The 16,155-nt window shown below is 75.0% G+C and carries 16 protein-coding genes and 1 riboswitch; of the genes, 7 read left to right on the forward strand and 9 right to left on the reverse strand.

Translation table 11 applies throughout. From position 1 onward, the window contains the following. Window position 1 precedes the first annotated feature (1 nt). Both KCH_RS10195 and KCH_RS10200 read left to right on the forward strand, forming a co-directional pair. Entirely contained in the window at window positions 2–1,321 is a 1,320-nt protein-coding gene (locus KCH_RS10195) for a DUF58 domain-containing protein (RefSeq protein ID WP_035861680.1), read from the forward strand. Then, window positions 1,318–3,729, forward strand: a complete 2,412-nt coding sequence (locus tag KCH_RS10200) for a transglutaminase TgpA family protein (protein WP_035861684.1) — start codon at window positions 1,318–1,320, stop codon at window positions 3,727–3,729. The genes KCH_RS10195 and KCH_RS10200 overlap by 4 nt, the downstream gene beginning before the upstream one ends. A gap of 176 nt (window positions 3,730–3,905) precedes the next feature. Here the strand turns inward: KCH_RS10200 and KCH_RS10205 are convergent, their stop codons facing one another. The 3 genes from KCH_RS10205 to KCH_RS10215 all read right to left on the reverse strand — a co-directional run bounded on the left by KCH_RS10205 (window position 3,906) and on the right by KCH_RS10215 (window position 5,849). After that, window positions 3,906–4,283: a DUF3040 domain-containing protein gene (locus KCH_RS10205; RefSeq protein WP_035861687.1), complete on the reverse strand. Its 378-nt coding sequence runs from the start codon at window positions 4,281–4,283 to the stop codon at window positions 3,906–3,908. Between the two features lie 238 nt (window positions 4,284–4,521). After that, window positions 4,522–5,274 (reverse strand): methyltransferase domain-containing protein, encoded by a 753-nt coding sequence (locus tag KCH_RS10210; protein WP_084223433.1) that lies wholly within the window; start codon window positions 5,272–5,274, stop codon window positions 4,522–4,524. Between the two features lie 92 nt (window positions 5,275–5,366). Continuing rightward, window positions 5,367–5,849, reverse strand: coding sequence for an SAV_6107 family HEPN domain-containing protein (locus KCH_RS10215; RefSeq protein ID WP_035861692.1), 483 nt, complete (start codon window positions 5,847–5,849; stop codon window positions 5,367–5,369). 450 nt (window positions 5,850–6,299) lie between these two features. On the opposite strand from KCH_RS10215, the gene KCH_RS10220 reads away from it, so the two are divergent. Next, complete coding sequence (locus KCH_RS10220; RefSeq protein ID WP_035861695.1) at window positions 6,300–6,908, forward strand: DUF4126 domain-containing protein; 609 nt, start codon at window positions 6,300–6,302, stop codon at window positions 6,906–6,908. 69 nt (window positions 6,909–6,977) lie between these two features. Continuing rightward, entirely contained in the window at window positions 6,978–8,369 is a 1,392-nt protein-coding gene (locus KCH_RS10225; protein WP_035861698.1) for a phytoene desaturase family protein, read from the forward strand. 7 nt (window positions 8,370–8,376) lie between these two features. On the opposite strand, the gene KCH_RS10230 is transcribed toward KCH_RS10225, so the two are convergent. After that, window positions 8,377–9,114, reverse strand: coding sequence for a hypothetical protein (locus KCH_RS10230; protein WP_035861701.1), 738 nt, complete (start codon window positions 9,112–9,114; stop codon window positions 8,377–8,379). Between the two features lie 174 nt (window positions 9,115–9,288). Further along, window positions 9,289–10,203, reverse strand: coding sequence for a methylenetetrahydrofolate reductase [NAD(P)H] (gene metF, locus KCH_RS10235; RefSeq protein ID WP_035861703.1), 915 nt, complete (start codon window positions 10,201–10,203; stop codon window positions 9,289–9,291). A 171-nt stretch (window positions 10,204–10,374) separates the two neighbouring features. On the opposite strand from metF, the gene KCH_RS10240 reads away from it, so the two are divergent. Further along, entirely contained in the window at window positions 10,375–11,481 is a 1,107-nt protein-coding gene (locus KCH_RS10240; RefSeq protein ID WP_035861705.1) for a polyprenyl synthetase family protein, read from the forward strand. 7 nt (window positions 11,482–11,488) lie between these two features. On the opposite strand, the gene KCH_RS10245 is transcribed toward KCH_RS10240, so the two are convergent. From KCH_RS10245 to KCH_RS10260, 4 genes are all read right to left on the reverse strand, one after another. Further along, window positions 11,489–12,034 carry a VanZ family protein gene (locus tag KCH_RS10245; protein ID WP_035861708.1) on the reverse strand — a complete coding sequence of 182 codons (546 nt, stop codon included), beginning with the start codon at window positions 12,032–12,034 and terminating at the stop codon, window positions 11,489–11,491. A 366-nt stretch (window positions 12,035–12,400) separates the two neighbouring features. Continuing rightward, on the reverse strand, window positions 12,401–13,051 hold the full coding sequence (gene thiE / locus KCH_RS10250; RefSeq protein WP_035861710.1) for a thiamine phosphate synthase: 651 nt from the start codon (window positions 13,049–13,051) through the stop codon (window positions 12,401–12,403). Then, window positions 13,048–13,413 (reverse strand): Rv2175c family DNA-binding protein, encoded by a 366-nt coding sequence (locus KCH_RS10255; protein ID WP_035861713.1) that lies wholly within the window; start codon window positions 13,411–13,413, stop codon window positions 13,048–13,050. The genes thiE and KCH_RS10255 overlap by 4 nt, the downstream gene beginning before the upstream one ends. Before the next feature lie 20 nt (window positions 13,414–13,433). Beyond that, window positions 13,434–14,639, reverse strand: coding sequence for an NAD(P)/FAD-dependent oxidoreductase (locus tag KCH_RS10260; protein ID WP_035861716.1), 1,206 nt, complete (start codon window positions 14,637–14,639; stop codon window positions 13,434–13,436). 58 nt (window positions 14,640–14,697) lie between these two features. Beyond that, window positions 14,698–14,809: riboswitch (TPP riboswitch) on the forward strand. On the opposite strand from KCH_RS10260, the gene thiO reads away from it, so the two are divergent. Continuing rightward, a complete protein-coding gene (gene thiO / locus KCH_RS10265; RefSeq protein WP_035861719.1) occupies window positions 14,804–15,949 on the forward strand; it encodes a glycine oxidase ThiO in 1,146 nt (381 codons plus the stop codon). Its footprint overlaps the riboswitch before it by 6 nt. Continuing rightward, on the forward strand, window positions 15,946–16,155 hold the full coding sequence (gene thiS / locus KCH_RS10270; protein WP_035861722.1) for a sulfur carrier protein ThiS: 210 nt from the start codon (window positions 15,946–15,948) through the stop codon (window positions 16,153–16,155). The genes thiO and thiS overlap by 4 nt, the downstream gene beginning before the upstream one ends.

The following is a 16,155-nucleotide window of genomic DNA, read 5'->3' on the forward strand; positions in this document are numbered from 1 at the left end:
GGTGGCGGGCCCCGCCCGGCCCTCCGGGCTGCGCGCCGCCCTCAACGGGCTGACCACCCGGGGGCGTTCGTTCCTGGCCGCCGGCCTGACCGCCGCGCTCTGCGCGTACCTGTTCGGCCAGGACGCGCTGTTCCAGGTCGGCGTGCTGCTGGCGGTGCTGCCGGTGGCGTCCGCGCTGCTGCTGGTGCGCACCCGCTACCGGGTCGCCTCCGGCCGCCGGCTCAGCCCGCAGCGGGCCGCGGCCGGCCAGGAGGCCCGGGTGCACCTGCGGCTGGACAACGTCTCCCGGGTGCCCACCGGCCTGCTGCTGCTGGAGGACAAGGTCCCGTACGTGCTGGGCCCGCGCCCGCGCTTCGTGCTGGACCGGGTCGAACCGCGCGGCTTCCGCGAGGTGTCCTACCGGGTCCGCTCCGACCTGCGCGGCCGCTACCCGCTCGGCCCGCTTCAGCTGCGGCTGTCCGACCCGTTCGGGATGTGCGAGCTGACCCGCTCGTTCAGCGCCGCCGACGTGCTCACCGTCGTCCCGCAGACCCAGGACCTGCCGCCGGTGCGGCTGCCCGGCGAGTCCGCCGGGCAGGGCGAGTCCAACGCGCACGCGCTGGCGCTGGCCGGCGACGACGACGTGATCCCGCGCGAGTACCGGCACGGCGACGACCTGCGCCGGGTGCACTGGAAGTCCACCGCCCGCTACGGCGAACTGATGGTCCGTCGGGAGGAGCAGCCGCTGCGCGCCCGCGCCACCGTGCTGCTCGACACCCGGGAGACCGCGCACCGCGGCTCCGGCCCGGCGTCCTCGTTCGAGTGGGCGGTGTCCGCCGCCGCCTCGATCAGCGCCGACCTGGTGCAGCGCGGCTACCAGACCCGGCTGCTCACCGACACCGGCCGCGCCCACCCGCAGCACGGCGCGAACGCCACCACCGCCGCCGAGTCCATCGGCGTGCTGCTGGACGCCCTCGCGGTGGTCGAGCACTCCGACGGCGGCACCCTGGCCCGCGCCGAGGAGGTGCTGCGGCTCGGCGGCGAGGGCCTGCTGGTGGCGATCGTCGGCGACCTCGACGACGAGCAGGCCGAACGCCTGGCCCGCCTGCGCCGCCGGGCCGGCGGCGCCGTCGCCCTGCTGCTGGACACCGGCACCTGGGCGGGCCTGCGGCACCTGTTCCCGGACGCCGCCGACGAGCAGGCCGACTCGACGGTCGGCCGCCTGCGCGACGCCGGCTGGACCGTCCTGCCGGTCCGGGCCGGCGACTCGCTGCCCGCGCTGTGGCGGGCCGCCGACCGCACCCAGAACTCCGTTCCCTACCGAGACGAGGTCGGCGCTTGACCACCCGGGCCAAGTTGACGCTCTGCGCGGCCCTGGCCACCGCCCTGGCGGCGCTGTGCCTGTCCCCGCTGTTCAAGGACTCCTTCGCGCTGGCCCCGCACGGCGTGCTGATGATCGTCGTCGCGGCCGCCGCCGGCGCCGGCCTGCGCGCCCTGCCGCTGCCCCGCGCCCTGGTGCTGCCGCTCCAGCTGCTCGTCGTGCTGTACGTGCTGATGCTGACCACCGTGCAGTCCTCGATGACCATCGGCATCGTGCCCGGCCCGGGCGCGCTCGACGCCGTCTCCGGGCTGCTCGCCGACGGCGGCAACGACATCCAGGAGTACGCGATCCCGGCCCCCACCACCGACGGCCTGCGGCTGATCGTGGTCGGCGCGGTCGCCCTGGTCGCGGTCCTGGTCGACGCCCTCGCCGTCACCTACCGCCGGGCCGCCGCCGCGGGCCTGCCGCTGCTCGCCCTGTACTCGGTGGGCAGCGGCCTGGCCGGCGCGCCGGGCGGCATGTGGCTGTGGTTCCTGTTCGCCGCGGCGGGCTTCCTGATCCTGCTCTACACCGAGGGCCAGGACCGGCTCACCCGCTGGGGCCGGGTCTTCCACGGCACCGGCCGCTCCGCGGTGGCGCTGTCCAACGGCGGCCGCCGGGTCGGCCTGATCGCGCTCGCCGCCGCCGTCCTGCTGCCCGCCCTGGCGCCCGCCGCCGGCTCCGGCCTGTTCGACGGCTTCGGCGGCCGCGGCGGCGGCAGCGGGAACGGCAGCGGCGCGGGCGACGAGCGCTCGCTCAACCTGGTCGTCGCGCTCACCGCCAACCTGCGCTCCGGCGACGACACCGAACTGCTGCGCTTCTCCACCAACGCCACCGAGGCCGACCAGCTCTACCTGCGGGTCGCCTCGCTCAGCGAGTTCAACGGCGAGGAGTGGAAGCCCGGCGGCCAGTCCGCCGAGCAGCTGCCCACCACGCTGCCCTACCCCGAGGGCCTGGCCACCAGCGTCAACACCAGCCAGATCCGCACCAACGTCAAGATCTCCGACCGGCTCGGCACCACCTGGCTGCCGATGCCGTACCCGGTGTCCTGGGTCGAGCTGCCGTCCACCACGAACTGGCGCTTCGACCGCACCGGCCGCACCGTCACCGGCGTCAACGGCCAGAAGACCAACGGCCTCTCGTACGCCGTCGGCTCGGTCACCGTCAACGCCACCGCCGCGCAGCTCCGCTCGGCCGGCCCCGCGCCCGCCGACATCGCCGGCCACTACCTGTCGCTGCCGAACAACCTGCCCCCCGTGGTCGGCGAGACCGCCCGGACGATCACCGCCGGCCTCGACAACCCGTACGACCGGGCCGTCGCGCTCCAGCAGTACTTCACCAAGGGCGACTTCACCTACAACACGAAGATCGAACCGCGCACCGGGCCGGACGCCATCGCCAAGTTCCTCCAGGACCGCGAGGGCTTCTGCGTGCACTTCGCCGCCACCATGGCCGCGATGTCCCGCTCGCTCGGCATCCCGTCCCGGGTCGCCATCGGCTTCACCCCCGGCACCGGCGACGCCACCAACCGGATCGTCCGCAGCTCCAACTACCACGCCTGGCCGGAGCTGTACTTCGCCGGCCTCGGCTGGATGCGCTTCGAACCCACCCCCAACCGCGGCACCGTCCCGCTGTACTCCGTCCCGCAGGTCGCCAACCCCACCCAGCCCAGCGCCCAGCCGAGCGCCTCCGCGACCGACAGCCGGCCCTCCGCCGGCCCGTCCGCCTCCAGCGCCTGCACCCCGCAGCAGCACCGGATCGGCGACTGCGACGACGAGACCGCGGTCGTCGAGCACCGCACCACCGCCACCGCCTGGTGGCAGACCTGGCCCGCCCTGCTGAGCGCCGCCGGCCTGCTCCTCGTGCTCGCCGTCCTGGCCACCCCGATGCTGTTGCGCCGCAGACTGCGCCGCCGCCGCCTCGGCGCCGGCCGCCACGGCCCCGGCGCGGACGGGCCCCGGCTCACCGACGAACAGGTGCTCGCCGCCTGGGCCGAACTCGTCGACTCCGCCTGGGACCTGGGCCTGCCCCCGGACGAGGCCCGCACCCCCCGGAACGCCGCCCGCCGGCTCGCCGAGGACGCCCGCCTCGACCCCACCGCCGCGGAGGCCGCCGGCCGGGTCGCGCTCGCCACCGAACGCGTCATGTACGCCCGCGAGTCCGACCCGTCCCCGCACCTCGGCAGCGACGTCCGCACCGCCCGCGAGGGCCTGCTCATCCAGGCCACCCGCGGCCGCCGCCTGCGCGCCCTGTTCCTCCCCGCCTCCACCGTCCGTCTCTGGTGGCGCACCCAGGACCGCATGGCCGCCACCCGCGAACGCCTCGCCGACCGCTACGCCAGGGCCCGCGAAACCCTCACCCGCCCCTTCCGCCGCCCCCCGAAGGACTGACCGGGGCGCAGTTCCCCGCAGGGCCACGAGAGCGGCCCCGGCAAGATCCGCCCGCCTTCCCCGCGCCCCGTCAGGGGCGCGGGGAAGGCGGCGAGCAAGCACCCGCGAACGCAAAGATCCGCCCGACGAGGAAGGCTTCCTCCTCGGGCGGATCCGGTTGGTTCACGGTCGCGCTGCTACAACCCGCTCTGCTCGTCGCGGCGCCGCTGCCAGCGCTGTTCCATTCGATCCATGACGCCGGTCTTCCGGCGAGGCGCTGCCGCCTGCCGTGGACCGTGTCCGGCCGGGCCTCGTCGCCACGCGGTTACCGCGAGGACCGCACAGCCCAGCATCACCAGGAACCCGACCACACTGACCCAGATGACCTGCGCGACCAGGCCTCCCATGAGCAGCGCGATGCCCGCCACGAAGCCCGCCGCGGCCAGGTAGACCCGCCGACGGGTGTAGGTGCGCAGGCCGGTTCCCTCAAGCGCTGACGCGAACTTGGGATCTTCGGCGTACAGCGCTCGCTCCATCTGCTCGAGCAGTCGCTGCTCGTGCTCCGAGAGCGGCACGGAGTCCTCCTACTCGTCGGTCGCGGGGCGACCGGTCCGCCACCCCTGGCTCGGGCCTGTGTGGTCCATATGCCCCACCGGTCTGGCCGTCATGCTTACCGGCTTTACCCAGATCATACGGTCCACGGGCCCGGTTCGGCGTGGTCAATCAGGCGTGGCTCGGGCCACCACGAGGTGGGCCCGCACCTTTGCAACGAGCGGACCCCCCACTTGGTGCCCCCACTGTGCCGGAGGGTGATCAGACCGCTTCGGCGAGCAGGTGGAGCTGGGTGGCGACGGCGTGGAACGCGGGCTGCTCGGCGGCGGCCAGTTCGAGCTTGAGCAGGGCGTCGAGCGCGCCGGGCTCGGTGTCGACCAGGACGCCGGGAACGAGGTCGGCGAAGACCCGGATGCCGTGCACGGAGGTGACCCGCAGGCCGGCGTCGGCGGCGAGGGCGTCGAGCTGGTCGCCGGTGAAGCGGCGGGGCATCGGGTCGCCGGCGCCCCAGCGGCCGTCGGGGGCGTCCAGCGCGGTGCGGGCGTCGGTGAACTGGCCGGCCACCGCGCGGGCCAGCACGGCGCCGTTGCGGTTGGCGGCGAGCAGGCTGACCAGGCCACCCTTGCCGAGGGTGCCGACCAGGTTGCCGAGCGCCTCGGCGGGGTCGTCGACGACCTCCAGGACGCCGTGGCAGAGCACCGCGTCGACCGAGCCGGCCGGGACCAGCTCGGGCAGCGTCTGGGTGTCGCCCTGGACGGCGCGCACCAGCTCGGTGACCCCGGCCTCGGCGGCCCGCCGCTCCAGGGCGAACAGGGCGTCGGGGCTGGGGTCGACGACAGTCACCCGGTGGCCGAGCCTGGCGACGGGCACGGCGAAGTTGCCGGTCCCGCCGCCGGTGTCGACGACGTCCAGGACCGGCTGTCCGAGCTCGGCGGAGCGCCGCTCCAGCGCCGACCGCAGCACCTCCCACACCACGGCGGTACGCAGCGCACTGCGGGGACGAGTCGGATACAAGGCGGCACCCCTCTTGGCAGGTCTTCCACGGCGGGAACCCCACCACCCTATCCGGCCCGACCGGACCGGCCGGGAGCGGCGCAGCGCCGGGCTCAGGGGTGCAGGGCCAGGATCCGCTCCACGATCCGCAGGTACAGGGCGGTGTTGCGGATCAGGTCGTCCGCGTCGCGTTCGCCGGCGGCGCCGGTGATGCCGGCCTCGGCGGCGGCGCGGCGGCGGGCTCCGGCGGCGAAGTAGGCGGCCCACTCGGCGAGTTCGGGAGCGACTTCGGGCAGCAGCTCCCAGGCCGGGCGGATCGCGTGGCGGCGGCGCGGGTTGCTCGGTCGGCCGCGGACGGCGAGGACGGCGGCGGTGGCGCGCAGTGCGGCGAGGTGGGCGGTGGCGTAGCGCTCGAGCGGATCCTGCCTGCCGCGGGCGTGCACCAGGGTGCGGTGCGCGTGGCGGAGCAGTTCGAGGGCGGCGGGCGGTGCGGCGACCCGCCGCAGCACCGGACGGGCCTCGGCGCCGCGCGCGGAGGGCAGGGTGGGTTGATCGACGGCAGGGCGGGCGACAGGCTCAGGACGACTGATGGTCATGGGTCTCCCCCGTTCACTCCGGACCTTGCCCGGGCCGGTCGGCCCGGTCATGCATCCATCGTGAACGGGGGGTCTGACAACTCCGGACCGTTCGTGTCCGGTCGGTCGTCCCCACGGCCGCTCCCCCGAAAGGGGCTGGGCTCCGCCGCCCCGTGTCGGCGGTGCCCGGCCCCCGTCGGCGGCCGTTGGTCGCGCCCAGGGCCTGTGGTGCGGGCCACCGGTCCCCCGTCGACGGCAGCCTGCCCCGGGCGCTTCGGGCGGCTCCACCCGGCGGCGGCCTTCCCGTTGCCCACTACTGTGCCGTCGCGGGGTGACAGCGGGAATCCGTGCGGGTACTCAACCGGGGATCTGAGTACGGATACTCAGACGCCCCCGACGGTGGGCGGGGGCGGGTACGGTGGCGGTTCCCGTCCGAGGTCCGGTCGGGCCGGGTGCTGCGAGGGGGCTGGGGTGGAGGCCGTTCCGCTGATCTTCACCAGCGGCTGGGCGAGCGGGATCAACGCCTACGCCGTGGTGCTGCTGCTGGGGCTGTTCGGCCGCTTCGGCGGCGCCGACTCGGTGCCGCCGGTGCTGGAGCGCACCGACGTGCTGATCGCCGCGGCGGTGCTGTTCCTGTGCGAGGCGGTGCTCGACAAGATCCCGTACGTGGACAGCGTGTGGGACGTCCTGCACACCGTGATCCGTCCGATCGCCGGCGCGACCGTGGGCGCGCTGCTGGCGGCGCACGACCCGGGCTCGCTGGGCGAGGTCGCGGCGGGCGCGGTCGGCGGCACCACGGCGCTGCTCAGCCACGGCATCAAGGCCGGGCTGCGGATGGCCGTGAACACCTCGCCGGAGCCGGCCTCCAACATCGTGGTCAGCCTGGGCGAGGACCTGTCGGTGGCCGGCATGGTCACCCTGGCGGTCTTCCACCCGTGGCTGGCGGCCTCGGCCGCGGCGGTGCTGCTGGTGCTCGGGGCGCTGCTGGTGTGGTTCGCGGTCTCCCGGATCCGGCGGTTCTGGCTGCGCCGCAGGGAGCGCAGGCTGGCCCGGGAGGCGGCGCGGGCGGCGGCGGCCTGAGCGGGCCGCCCCGCGCGCCCCGGAGGCCGTGGGCGGGCGCCGGGTGAGTGCCGCATAGGATCTTCTGCCATGGCTCGGATCATCGTCGTCGGCGCAGGTATGGGCGGTCTGGCCGCCGCGTCCAGGCTGGCCACCCTCGGGCACCGGGTGACGGTGCTGGAGGCGGCCGGGACGTACGGCGGGCAGGTGGGGGCGTACCGGCGCGAGGGCTTCGGCTTCGACACCGGGCCCGGACTGCTCGCGCTGCCCGCGGTCTACCGGGACCTGGCGCTGAAGACCGGCCGGGAGCCGCTGGAGCAGCTGGTCGGGCTGCGGCCGGTGGAGCCGGAGAGCCGGCACCTGTTCGCGGACGGCACCGAACTGGTGCTGCCGAACGCCTCCCGCGGCGGCGTCGGCCAGGCGCTGGACGCCGCGTTCGGCGCGGGCTCCGGCGAGCGCTGGAACGACATGGTCAACCGGGGCCGCACCGTCTGGGAGGCCACCCGCCGCCCGCTGCTGGAGGAGCCCCGCCCGGCCGTCGACCCCGCCGACCCGTACCCGGTGCCGCCGCGCCGCGGCCTGTCCCGGCTGCTGCCGCGCGGCCGCCACACGCTGGCAGACGTCGCCGCCCGCGAACTCGACGGCGCGCCCGGCCCGGCGGCGCTGCTCGCCGAGTACGCGCTGCGCTACGGCCTGGACCCGCTGGCCGCGCCCGCCTCGGCGACCGTCCTGCCGTACATGGAGCAGTCGTTCGGCGTCTGGTACGTGGACGGCGGCCTGCGGGCGCTGGCCGACGCGGTGTTCGCGCGCTGCGAGAAGCGCGGCGTCGAGTTCCGCTTCGACACCCCCGTGCGGGCGCTGGAGCGCGCCGGCGGGCGAGTCACCGGCGTCCGCACCGACGACGGGGTGCTGGAGGCGGACGCGGTGCTGTCGGCCGTCCCCGGCCTGGGCGTCGCCGAGCCCGCCGAGCCCGCGCCGGGCCGCTTCACCGTGCTGCTCGCCCTGGACGGCGCCCGCCCCGCCGGCACCGCGCACCGCACCGTGCTGCACGGCGCGGACGTCGCCGTCGAGGCCCGCGCCGTCTTCGCCGACCGCACCCTGCCCGACCGCCCGACCGTGCAACTGCTCCGCCCCGACGACCCGTCCCTCGTCCCCGGCCCGGACTCCGAGGCGGCCGTCCTGACCGTCACCGTCCCCGCCGGGATCACCCTGACGGACGCCCAGCAGGACGCCTATGCCGAGCAGTTGCTCACCCAGCTGGCCAGCGCGGGCATCGACCTGCGGAGCCGGCTGCGCTGGCGGGAGACCCGGCTGACCGCCTTCGTCCCCGCCCCCGCGCTGGCCGGCGGCCGGCTCGCCCAGGCCAACGAACCGGGCGAGCCCGGCCTGTACCTGATCGGCGCACACGCCCACCCCGGCGGCGGACTGGCCCGCGTCGGCATGTCCGCCTCGATCACCGCCGGCCTGCTCGGCCCGGCCTGACGATCCCTCAGTACTGCTGCTGGTAGTACCCGTTGTGCTGCTGCTCGCCCGGCTGCTGCGGGATGTACGGCTGCGCATACTGCTGCTGCTGCGGGTACTGGTAGACCGGCTGGCCGTACTGGTCGTAGCCGATCAGCTGCGGCTGCTGCTGCCACTGCTGGGCGTACGGGTCCTGGTACTCCTGGTACGCCTGCTGCTGATAGCCGTAGTCCGGCTGCTGGTAGTAGTACTGCTGCTGCTCGGGCTGCTGCGGCTGCTCGTACTGCTGTTGCTGGTACCCGACCGGCTCGTCGGCGTAGATGCCCGCGTCGAGCTCCTGGAACTCCTCGTACGCGTACGGCTCTTCGACCACCGGCTCGACCTCGACCGGGCCGACCTCACCGACCTTCGGGGCCGCCACCGCCGCTGCCGCCGCGACCGTCGCGCCGCCGGTGGCCGCCGCCAGCAGCGGGACCTTCGCCAGCGGACCGGGCAGCCCGCCGTCCGCGCGGCGCAGCGACCAGCCCACCGGGCGGCCGCGCTTGACCGACATGGTGACCATCGCCTGCCCAGCCGCGAAGGCCCCGGCACCCGCCACGATCACCGGCACGGAGGACTGCGTCATCCCCGCCACCACCCCGAGGAACCCCGCCAGCGCCAGCGCCCGCCAGTGCAACGCGGCCCGGTTCTGCAGCAGCAGTTCGGCCACCAGCCACACCGCGACCAGCGCCAACGCGCCGTAGAGGAACAGGTGTCCGATGCCCATCCCCGCAACCTCCAGACGCCACCATCACCGGGCGGTTGCGGGCGACTGTACATCCTCCGGGCAAACACCACCTCATCCCCCACCGGCAGGCCCGGACGCCCGCCCCGGCAGCGATCTCCCCGCCCCGGCCCCGCCACCCGCGGACCGGCTGCCGAAGCCCGGCCCGGAGGGCGGTCAGTGCTTGTGGAGGCCCAGGTTCTGGTAGATCTCCAGCGTCGAGGTGCTGTGGTTGAGGGTGATGAAGTGCAGGCCGGGGGCGCCCTCCGCGAGCAGCCTCTCGGCCATGGCGGTGGCGTGCTCCAGGCCGACGGCGCGGAGCTCGGCCGGGTTGTCGGCGGCCGCCTCCAGGCGGCGCCGGAACTCGGGCGGGAAGTCGGAGCCGGAGAGCTGCGGGAAGCGGACGAGCTGGCGGACGTTGGTGACCGGCATGATCTCCGGGATGATCGGCGTCTCGCAGCCGGCCGCGGCGACCCGGTCGCGCAGCCGGAGGTAGTCCTCGACCTCGAAGAACATCTGGGTGATCGCGTAGTCCGCGCCGGCCCGGCACTTGGCGACGAAGTGGCGGATGTCCTCGTCCCACTCGGTCGAGCGCGGGTGCATCTGCGGGAACGCGGCCACGCCGACGCAGAAGTCGCCGATGCTCTTGATGAGTTCGACGAGTTCGTAGGCGTAGCTGACGCCCTCGGGGTGCCGGACCCATTCGCCCATCGGGTCGCCGGGCGGGTCGCCGCGCACGGCGAGCACGTTGCGGACGCCCTCGTCGGCGTACTGCCCGATGATGTTGCGCAGTTCGGCCACCGAGTGGTCGACGGCGGTGAGGTGGGCGACGGGGGTGAGGGTGGTCTCGGTGGCGATCCGGCCGACCAGGTTGACGGTGCGGCCGCGGGAGGAGCCTCCGGCGCCGTAGGTCATGCAGACGAAGTTGGGGTCGAGCGCCTCGACGCGGCGGATCGCGTCCCAGAGTTTGCGCTCGCCCTCTTCGTTGCGGGGCGGCATGAACTCGAAGGAGAAGGAGCGGTCGCCTGCCGCCAGCAGGTCGCGCACGGTCTGCGCGCGGTCGCTTCTGGTGGAGGGAATCCCGAGTGCCATGCAGGCAGGTTAGCCGTCGGCGGCGCGGCCCGGACAAACGGCGTCCAAACACTGAGACAGTGGTTGAGATTTTTCGGACGCCGCCCGGCGGACCGGCCCGGGCGGCGGCGGACGAGGGCACCCAACGGGGGGCGTTAGTCTGACTGTCAGCCCATCTAACCGGAGTTTCAGGTGCCCTCCTCCACCCGTCTTCCCCGCAACCCCGTCGATGCGGAGGACGTGCGCGACCGCGTCAACGCCGCGCTGAGCGCGTTCATGGCCGAACGGACCGCCCTGCTCTCCGGCATCTCCGACCAGCTCGGGCCGGTCGCCGACGCACTGCGCGAGTTCCTGCTCGACGGCGGCAAGCGGCTGCGCCCGGCCTTCTGCTACTGGGGCTGGCGCGCGGCCGGCGGCGACGCCGACGAGCCCGGCATCGAGCGGGCCGCGGCGGCGCTGGAACTGCTGCAGGCCAGCGCCCTGGTGCACGACGACCTGATGGACCGCAGCGACACCCGCCGAGGCCTGCCGGCCGTGCACCGCCGCTTCGAGAACCTGCACCGGGCCAGCGGCTGGCGCGGCGACCGCGAGCAGTACGGCGCGTCCGCGGCGGTGCTGCTCGGCGACCTGCTGCTGATCTGGTGCGACGAGCTGTTCCAGCGCTCCGGCCTGCCGACCGCCGCGGTCGTCGCCGCGAAGCCCGCGTTCGACCTGATGCGCACCGAAGTCATGCTCGGCCAGTACCTGGACGTGCTGGAGCCGGTCGCCGGCGACTCCGCCGACGCCGACGCGCTGGACCGGGCCCGTACGGTGCTGCACTACAAGTCCGCGAAGTACACCATCGAGCGTCCGCTCCAGGTCGGTGCGCTGCTGGCCGGCGCCGGGCCGGACCTGGTCGAGGCGCTCGGCAACTTCGGCCTCCCGCTGGGCGAGGCGTTCCAGCTCCGCGACGACCTGCTCGGCGTGTTCGGCGACCCGGCGGTCACCGGCAAGCCGGCCGGCGACGACCTGCGCGAGGGCAAGCGCACCCTGCTGATCGCGCACGCGATGCGCGGGCTGTCGGGGGTCGACGCCAAGCAGTTGGACACCCGGCTCGGCGCCCCCGACCTCGACCCGGCCGAGATCGCCGAGCTGCGCGAGCTGATCTCCGCCAGCGGCGCCCCGGCGATCGTCGAGGCCCGCATCGACCAGCTGCTCACCGAGGCGCTGGCCGCCCTGCATGCGGCCCCGATCGCGGACGACCAGACCAGCGAGGTGCTGCAGGCGCTGGCCGACGCGGCGACGGTGCGCAAGTACTGACGGCCCGTCAGCGGTTCCACCGGCGTCGGGAGGCCAGCGCGGCCAGCCCGGCGCCGGCCGCGTTCAGCAGGACGTCGTCCACCGAGGACACCCGGTCCAGCCACAGCACGTACTGGGCGGTCTCGACCAGCACCGAGCAGGCCGCACCGAGCGCGAGCACCCGCCACACCGAGGCCAGCGCGCGGAAGCGGATCGGCGCGAAGTAGCCCAGGGCGGCGAACACCAGCAGGTTGCCGCCGATCTGCACGACCGCGGTGACCGGCGTGCCGTGGGTGAGGATCGCCCACAGGTCGTGCAGCGGCAGCAGGCTCACCCGGCGGGGCGCGGTGCCCGCCCCCGGGCCCGGCAGCATGATCATCCAGACCCACGGCACCGTCCCGTGCACCATCGCCACCACCGCGGCCGGCCCCCGCCACGCCCCCGCCTTGCGCCGGGCCGACAGCCACACCAGCGCGGCGGACAGCGGCAACGCGACCAACGACCAGAACACCACGCCGTTGACGGTCCCCAGCCACGGCTGCCACCCGGCACGCCGGTGCAGCGGCCGCTGCATGAGAAAGGCAACGGCCGCCGCAGCGAACACGGCCGGAACAAGTAGCGCCGTCCACCGGGCGCGGGCAGTCGAGCTCACGCCTCCAGGAGTCCGGCAAGGCCCGCCGCGGTTCCCACCAGGAGCCCACCCACGGCCGTCCGTTACGGGCCCCGGCGGCCGGTTAACTCCTTCGCGGCCCACGCCCGGCGCCCAGCGCCGCCCCCATCCACCGCACAGCACGAACAGCCCGGCCCACTTCACCGGAGTCAGGCACACGCACCGGGCCACGCACACGTCGTCCCCAAACCCCACCCCGCTCCGTGCCGCGGGGCCCACCGTCGACAGTCCCGTCCTGCCCGGCAGGCCGCGCCGCAGGGGAACGGTCGCTTAGCGCAGGCGGGCGGCGAGTTGCTTCGCGGCTGCGGCCGGGTCCTCGGCTGCGGTGAGGGCGCGGACGACCACGATGCGGGTGGCTCCGGCGTCGAGGACCTGGTCGAGGTTGGTGAGGTCGATGCCGCCGATGGCGAACCACGGCCGGGCCGGATTCCGGCCGGCCGCGTGGCGGACCAGGTCGAGGCCGGGGGCGTGGCGGCCGGGCTTGGTGGGGGTGGGCCAGACCGGGCCGGTGCAGAAGTAGTCGACGCCGGGCTCGCTGATCGCCGCGTCGACCTCGGCCTCGGCGTGGCAGGAGCGTCCGATCAGCACGTCCTCGCCGAGGATGGCGCGGGCGACCCGCACCGGCAGGTCGTCCTGCCCGAGGTGCAGCACGTCCGGCCGGGCGCCGTACGCGACGTCGGCGCGGTCGTTGACGGCCAGCAGCTTGCCGTGCCGCTTCGCCGCGTCCGCGAACACCTCCAGGTACTCGAGTTCCTGGCGGGCCTCCAGGTTCTTGTCCCGGAGCTGGACGATGTCGACGCCGCCGGCCAGCACGGCGTCCAGGAAGTCGGCGAGGTCGCCCTGCTCGCGGCGGGCGTCGGTGCAGAGGTAGAGCTTCGCGTCGGCGAGCCGCTGACGGGCCGTCACGGCGTCGGCGGTCACAGCGCCATGGCCTGGGCGCGGCGCTTGACCTCGGTGCCGCGGTTCTCGCGCAGCGCCTGGATGGGGCTGCCGGGCAGCGACGGGTCCTCGGTGAACATCCACTCGAGGATCTCCTCGTCGGAGAAGCCGCAGTCGCGGAGCACCGTGAGGGTGCCGACCAGGTGCTTGACCGGGCCGTCGTCCTCGATGAAGTCGGCGGGCACCTGCAGGGAGTTGTTCGCGCCGCGGCGGACGGCCAGCAGCTTGCGGCTGCGCACCATGTCGCGGACCTCGGTGATCACCACGCCCCACCGCTCGGAGATGTCGGGCAGGTACAGCCACGCAGGGACCAGGGCGTCGATCTTGGGATCAATTGTGCTCACGCCCCCAGCCTACCCACGCGCTACGCCGTCGCCGCCTTCAGCTGCACGGCCGGGTCGGCGGCGAGCGCCGGATCGAGCACCGCGCCGCGTTCGATCAGCCGCCGGCCCTGCGCCAGGTCGCGCGGCCGGTCGACGGCGAGCAGCGCGACCACTGCGCCGTCGCGCAGCCACAGCACCGACCAGGAGCGCTCGGACGGGGAGCCGCGCCACAGCAGGTGGTCGGCGCCGGCGTGGCGGCCCGCGTACTGCACCATGCGGTCGAACTGCTCGGACCAGAAGTACGGGACGGGGTCGTAGGGCGCGTCCAGGGCGCCGAGCACCGAGGCGGCGACGGCGCCGCCGGAGTGCAGGGCGTGGTCCCAGTGCTGGACGGCGAGCCTGGCGCCGAACCGGGCGGACGGGTAGGAGGTGCAGTCGCCGGCCGCCCAGACGCCGGGCAGCGCGGTGCGCAGCCGGTCGTCGACGGGGATCGTGCCGTCGGGGTCGAGGGCGAGCGGTCCGCCGGCCAGCCAGTCGGTGGCGGGGCGGGCGCCGATGCCGACCACCACCTCGTCGGCGGGCAGGTGGGTGCCGTCGGCGAGCAGCACCCCGCCGTCGGCGGCGCCGGCGACGGCGGCGCCGCAGTGCAGTTCGGCGCCGGCTTCGGCGTACCAGTCGGCCATCAGCGTGCCGAGTTCGGCGGGCAGCGCCCCGGCCAGCGGGGTGGCGGCGGCCTCCACCACGGTGACGTGGCAGCCGAGGGCGCGGGCGACGGTGGCGGTCTCGGCGCCGATCCAGCCCGCGCCGACCAGCACGATCCGCTTGCCGGGGGTGAGCGCGGCGCGCAGCGCGTGCGCGTCGTCGACGGTGCGCAGGGTGCGGGCGCCGGGCAGGCCGGGCAGCGTGCGGGGGTCGGCGCCGGTGGCGATCACCAGGGCGCCGTACGGGAGTTCGCCGCCGTCGGTGTGCAGGGTGTCGGCGGCCAGGCCGGTGGCGCGGCGGCCGGTGAGGAGTTCGACGCCGAGTTCGTGCCAGTCGATCTCGAAGGCAGTGGCGTCGGACTTGCCGAGCAGCACGTCCTTGGAGAGCGGCGGCCGGTCGTACGGGAGGTGGAGTTCGTCGCCGACCAGGGTGATCGCGCCCTGCCAGCCGCCCTGCCGCAGGTTCAGCGCGGCCTGCGCGCCCGCCATGCCCGCCCCGACCACGACGACCCGGTCCGTTGCCCTCAGCTCAGCCACGGCGTCCACCCTAACCCTGCCGTACGCCCCTGTGGGCGCGGGTCGGCCCGGCGATAAGGTGGGGGTACTACCTCATCACGGGAGCCCGGCGCACCGGGCTGAGAGGCGGGCTGTGCGGCCCGCGACCGTCCGAACCTGATCCGGGTCATGCCGGCGAAGGGAGAAGAAGCGCTGTGGCACATTCGGACGTGCTGGTGATCGGCGGGGGCATCATCGGCCTCGGCGTCGCCTGGCGCACCGCGCAGCGCGGCCTGTCGGTCGCGGTGGTGGATCCGTCGCCGGGCGGCGGCGCGGCGCGGGTCGCCGCGGGCATGCTCGCCCCGGTCACCGAACTCCAGTACGGCGAGGAGCCGTTGCTGCGCCTGGGCATGGCGTCCAACGAACGGTACGGGGCGTTCGCGGCGGAGCTGACCGAGCTGACCGGCCTGGACACCGGCTACCGCCGCACCGGCACGCTGGCCGTCGCGCTGGACGCCGACGACCGCGCGGAGCTGCGCGAACTGCACGCCTTCCACGGCCGGCTGGGCCTGGCCTCGGAGTGGCTGACCGGCCGGGAGTGCCGCCGGCTGGAGCCGATGCTCGCCCCCGGCGTGCGCGGCGGCCTGCACGTCGCCGAGGACCACCAGGTGGACGGCCGCCGGCTGGCCGCCGCCCTGGTCGCGGCGTGCAAGCTGCTGGGCGTGGCCTTCCACCGGACGCAGGCCGCCGAGCTGGTCACCGACGGCGAACGCGCCATCGGGGTACGGCTGTTGACGGGCGAGCAGCTGACGGCGGACCGGACGGTGCTGGCGGCCGGCTCCCGCAGCCACCTGCTGCCGGGCCTGCCGGAGGGGGTGCTGCCGGCGATCCGCCCGGTCAAGGGGCAGGTGCTGCGGCTGCGCGTCCCCGAGCAGTACGCGCCGTTCCTGTCCCGCAACGTGCGCGCCGTGGTGCGCGGGCAGCACCTGTACCTGGTGCCGCGCGCGGACGGCGAGCTGGTGGTCGGCGCGACCACCGAGGAGCAGGGCCACGACACCACCGTCACCGCGGGCGGCGTGTACGAGCTGCTCCGCGACGCGCACGAACTCGTGCCCGGCATCACCGAGTTGCCGCTGGTGGAGACGGGCGCCGGGCTGCGGCCGGGCTCCCCCGACAACGCGCCGCTGCTCGGCCCGACCGCGCTGCCCGGCCTGGCCGCCGCCACCGGCCACTACCGCAACGGCGTGCTGCTCACCCCGGTCACCGCCGACCTGCTCGCCGACTACCTGGCCACCGGCGAAGTCCCGCCGCTCGCCGCCGACTTCGCTCCCGACCGCTTCCGCACCGAGGTGCCCGCATGAACACCGTCGCCCTGACCGTCAACGGCGAACCCCGCACGCTGCCCGAGGACACCACCCTGGACGCGGTGGTCGCCGAGGTGTCCGCCGCCAACACCGGCGTCGCCGCCGCCGTCAACGAGGCCGTGGTGCCCCGCAGTTCGTGGCCCGCCACGGCGCTGCGCGCGGGCGACCGGGTCGAGATCCTCACCGCCGTGCAGGGAGGCTGA

Source organism: Kitasatospora cheerisanensis KCTC 2395, assembly GCF_000696185.1.
In the GTDB taxonomy this organism is placed as follows: Bacteria; Actinomycetota; Actinomycetes; order Streptomycetales; family Streptomycetaceae; genus Kitasatospora; species Kitasatospora cheerisanensis.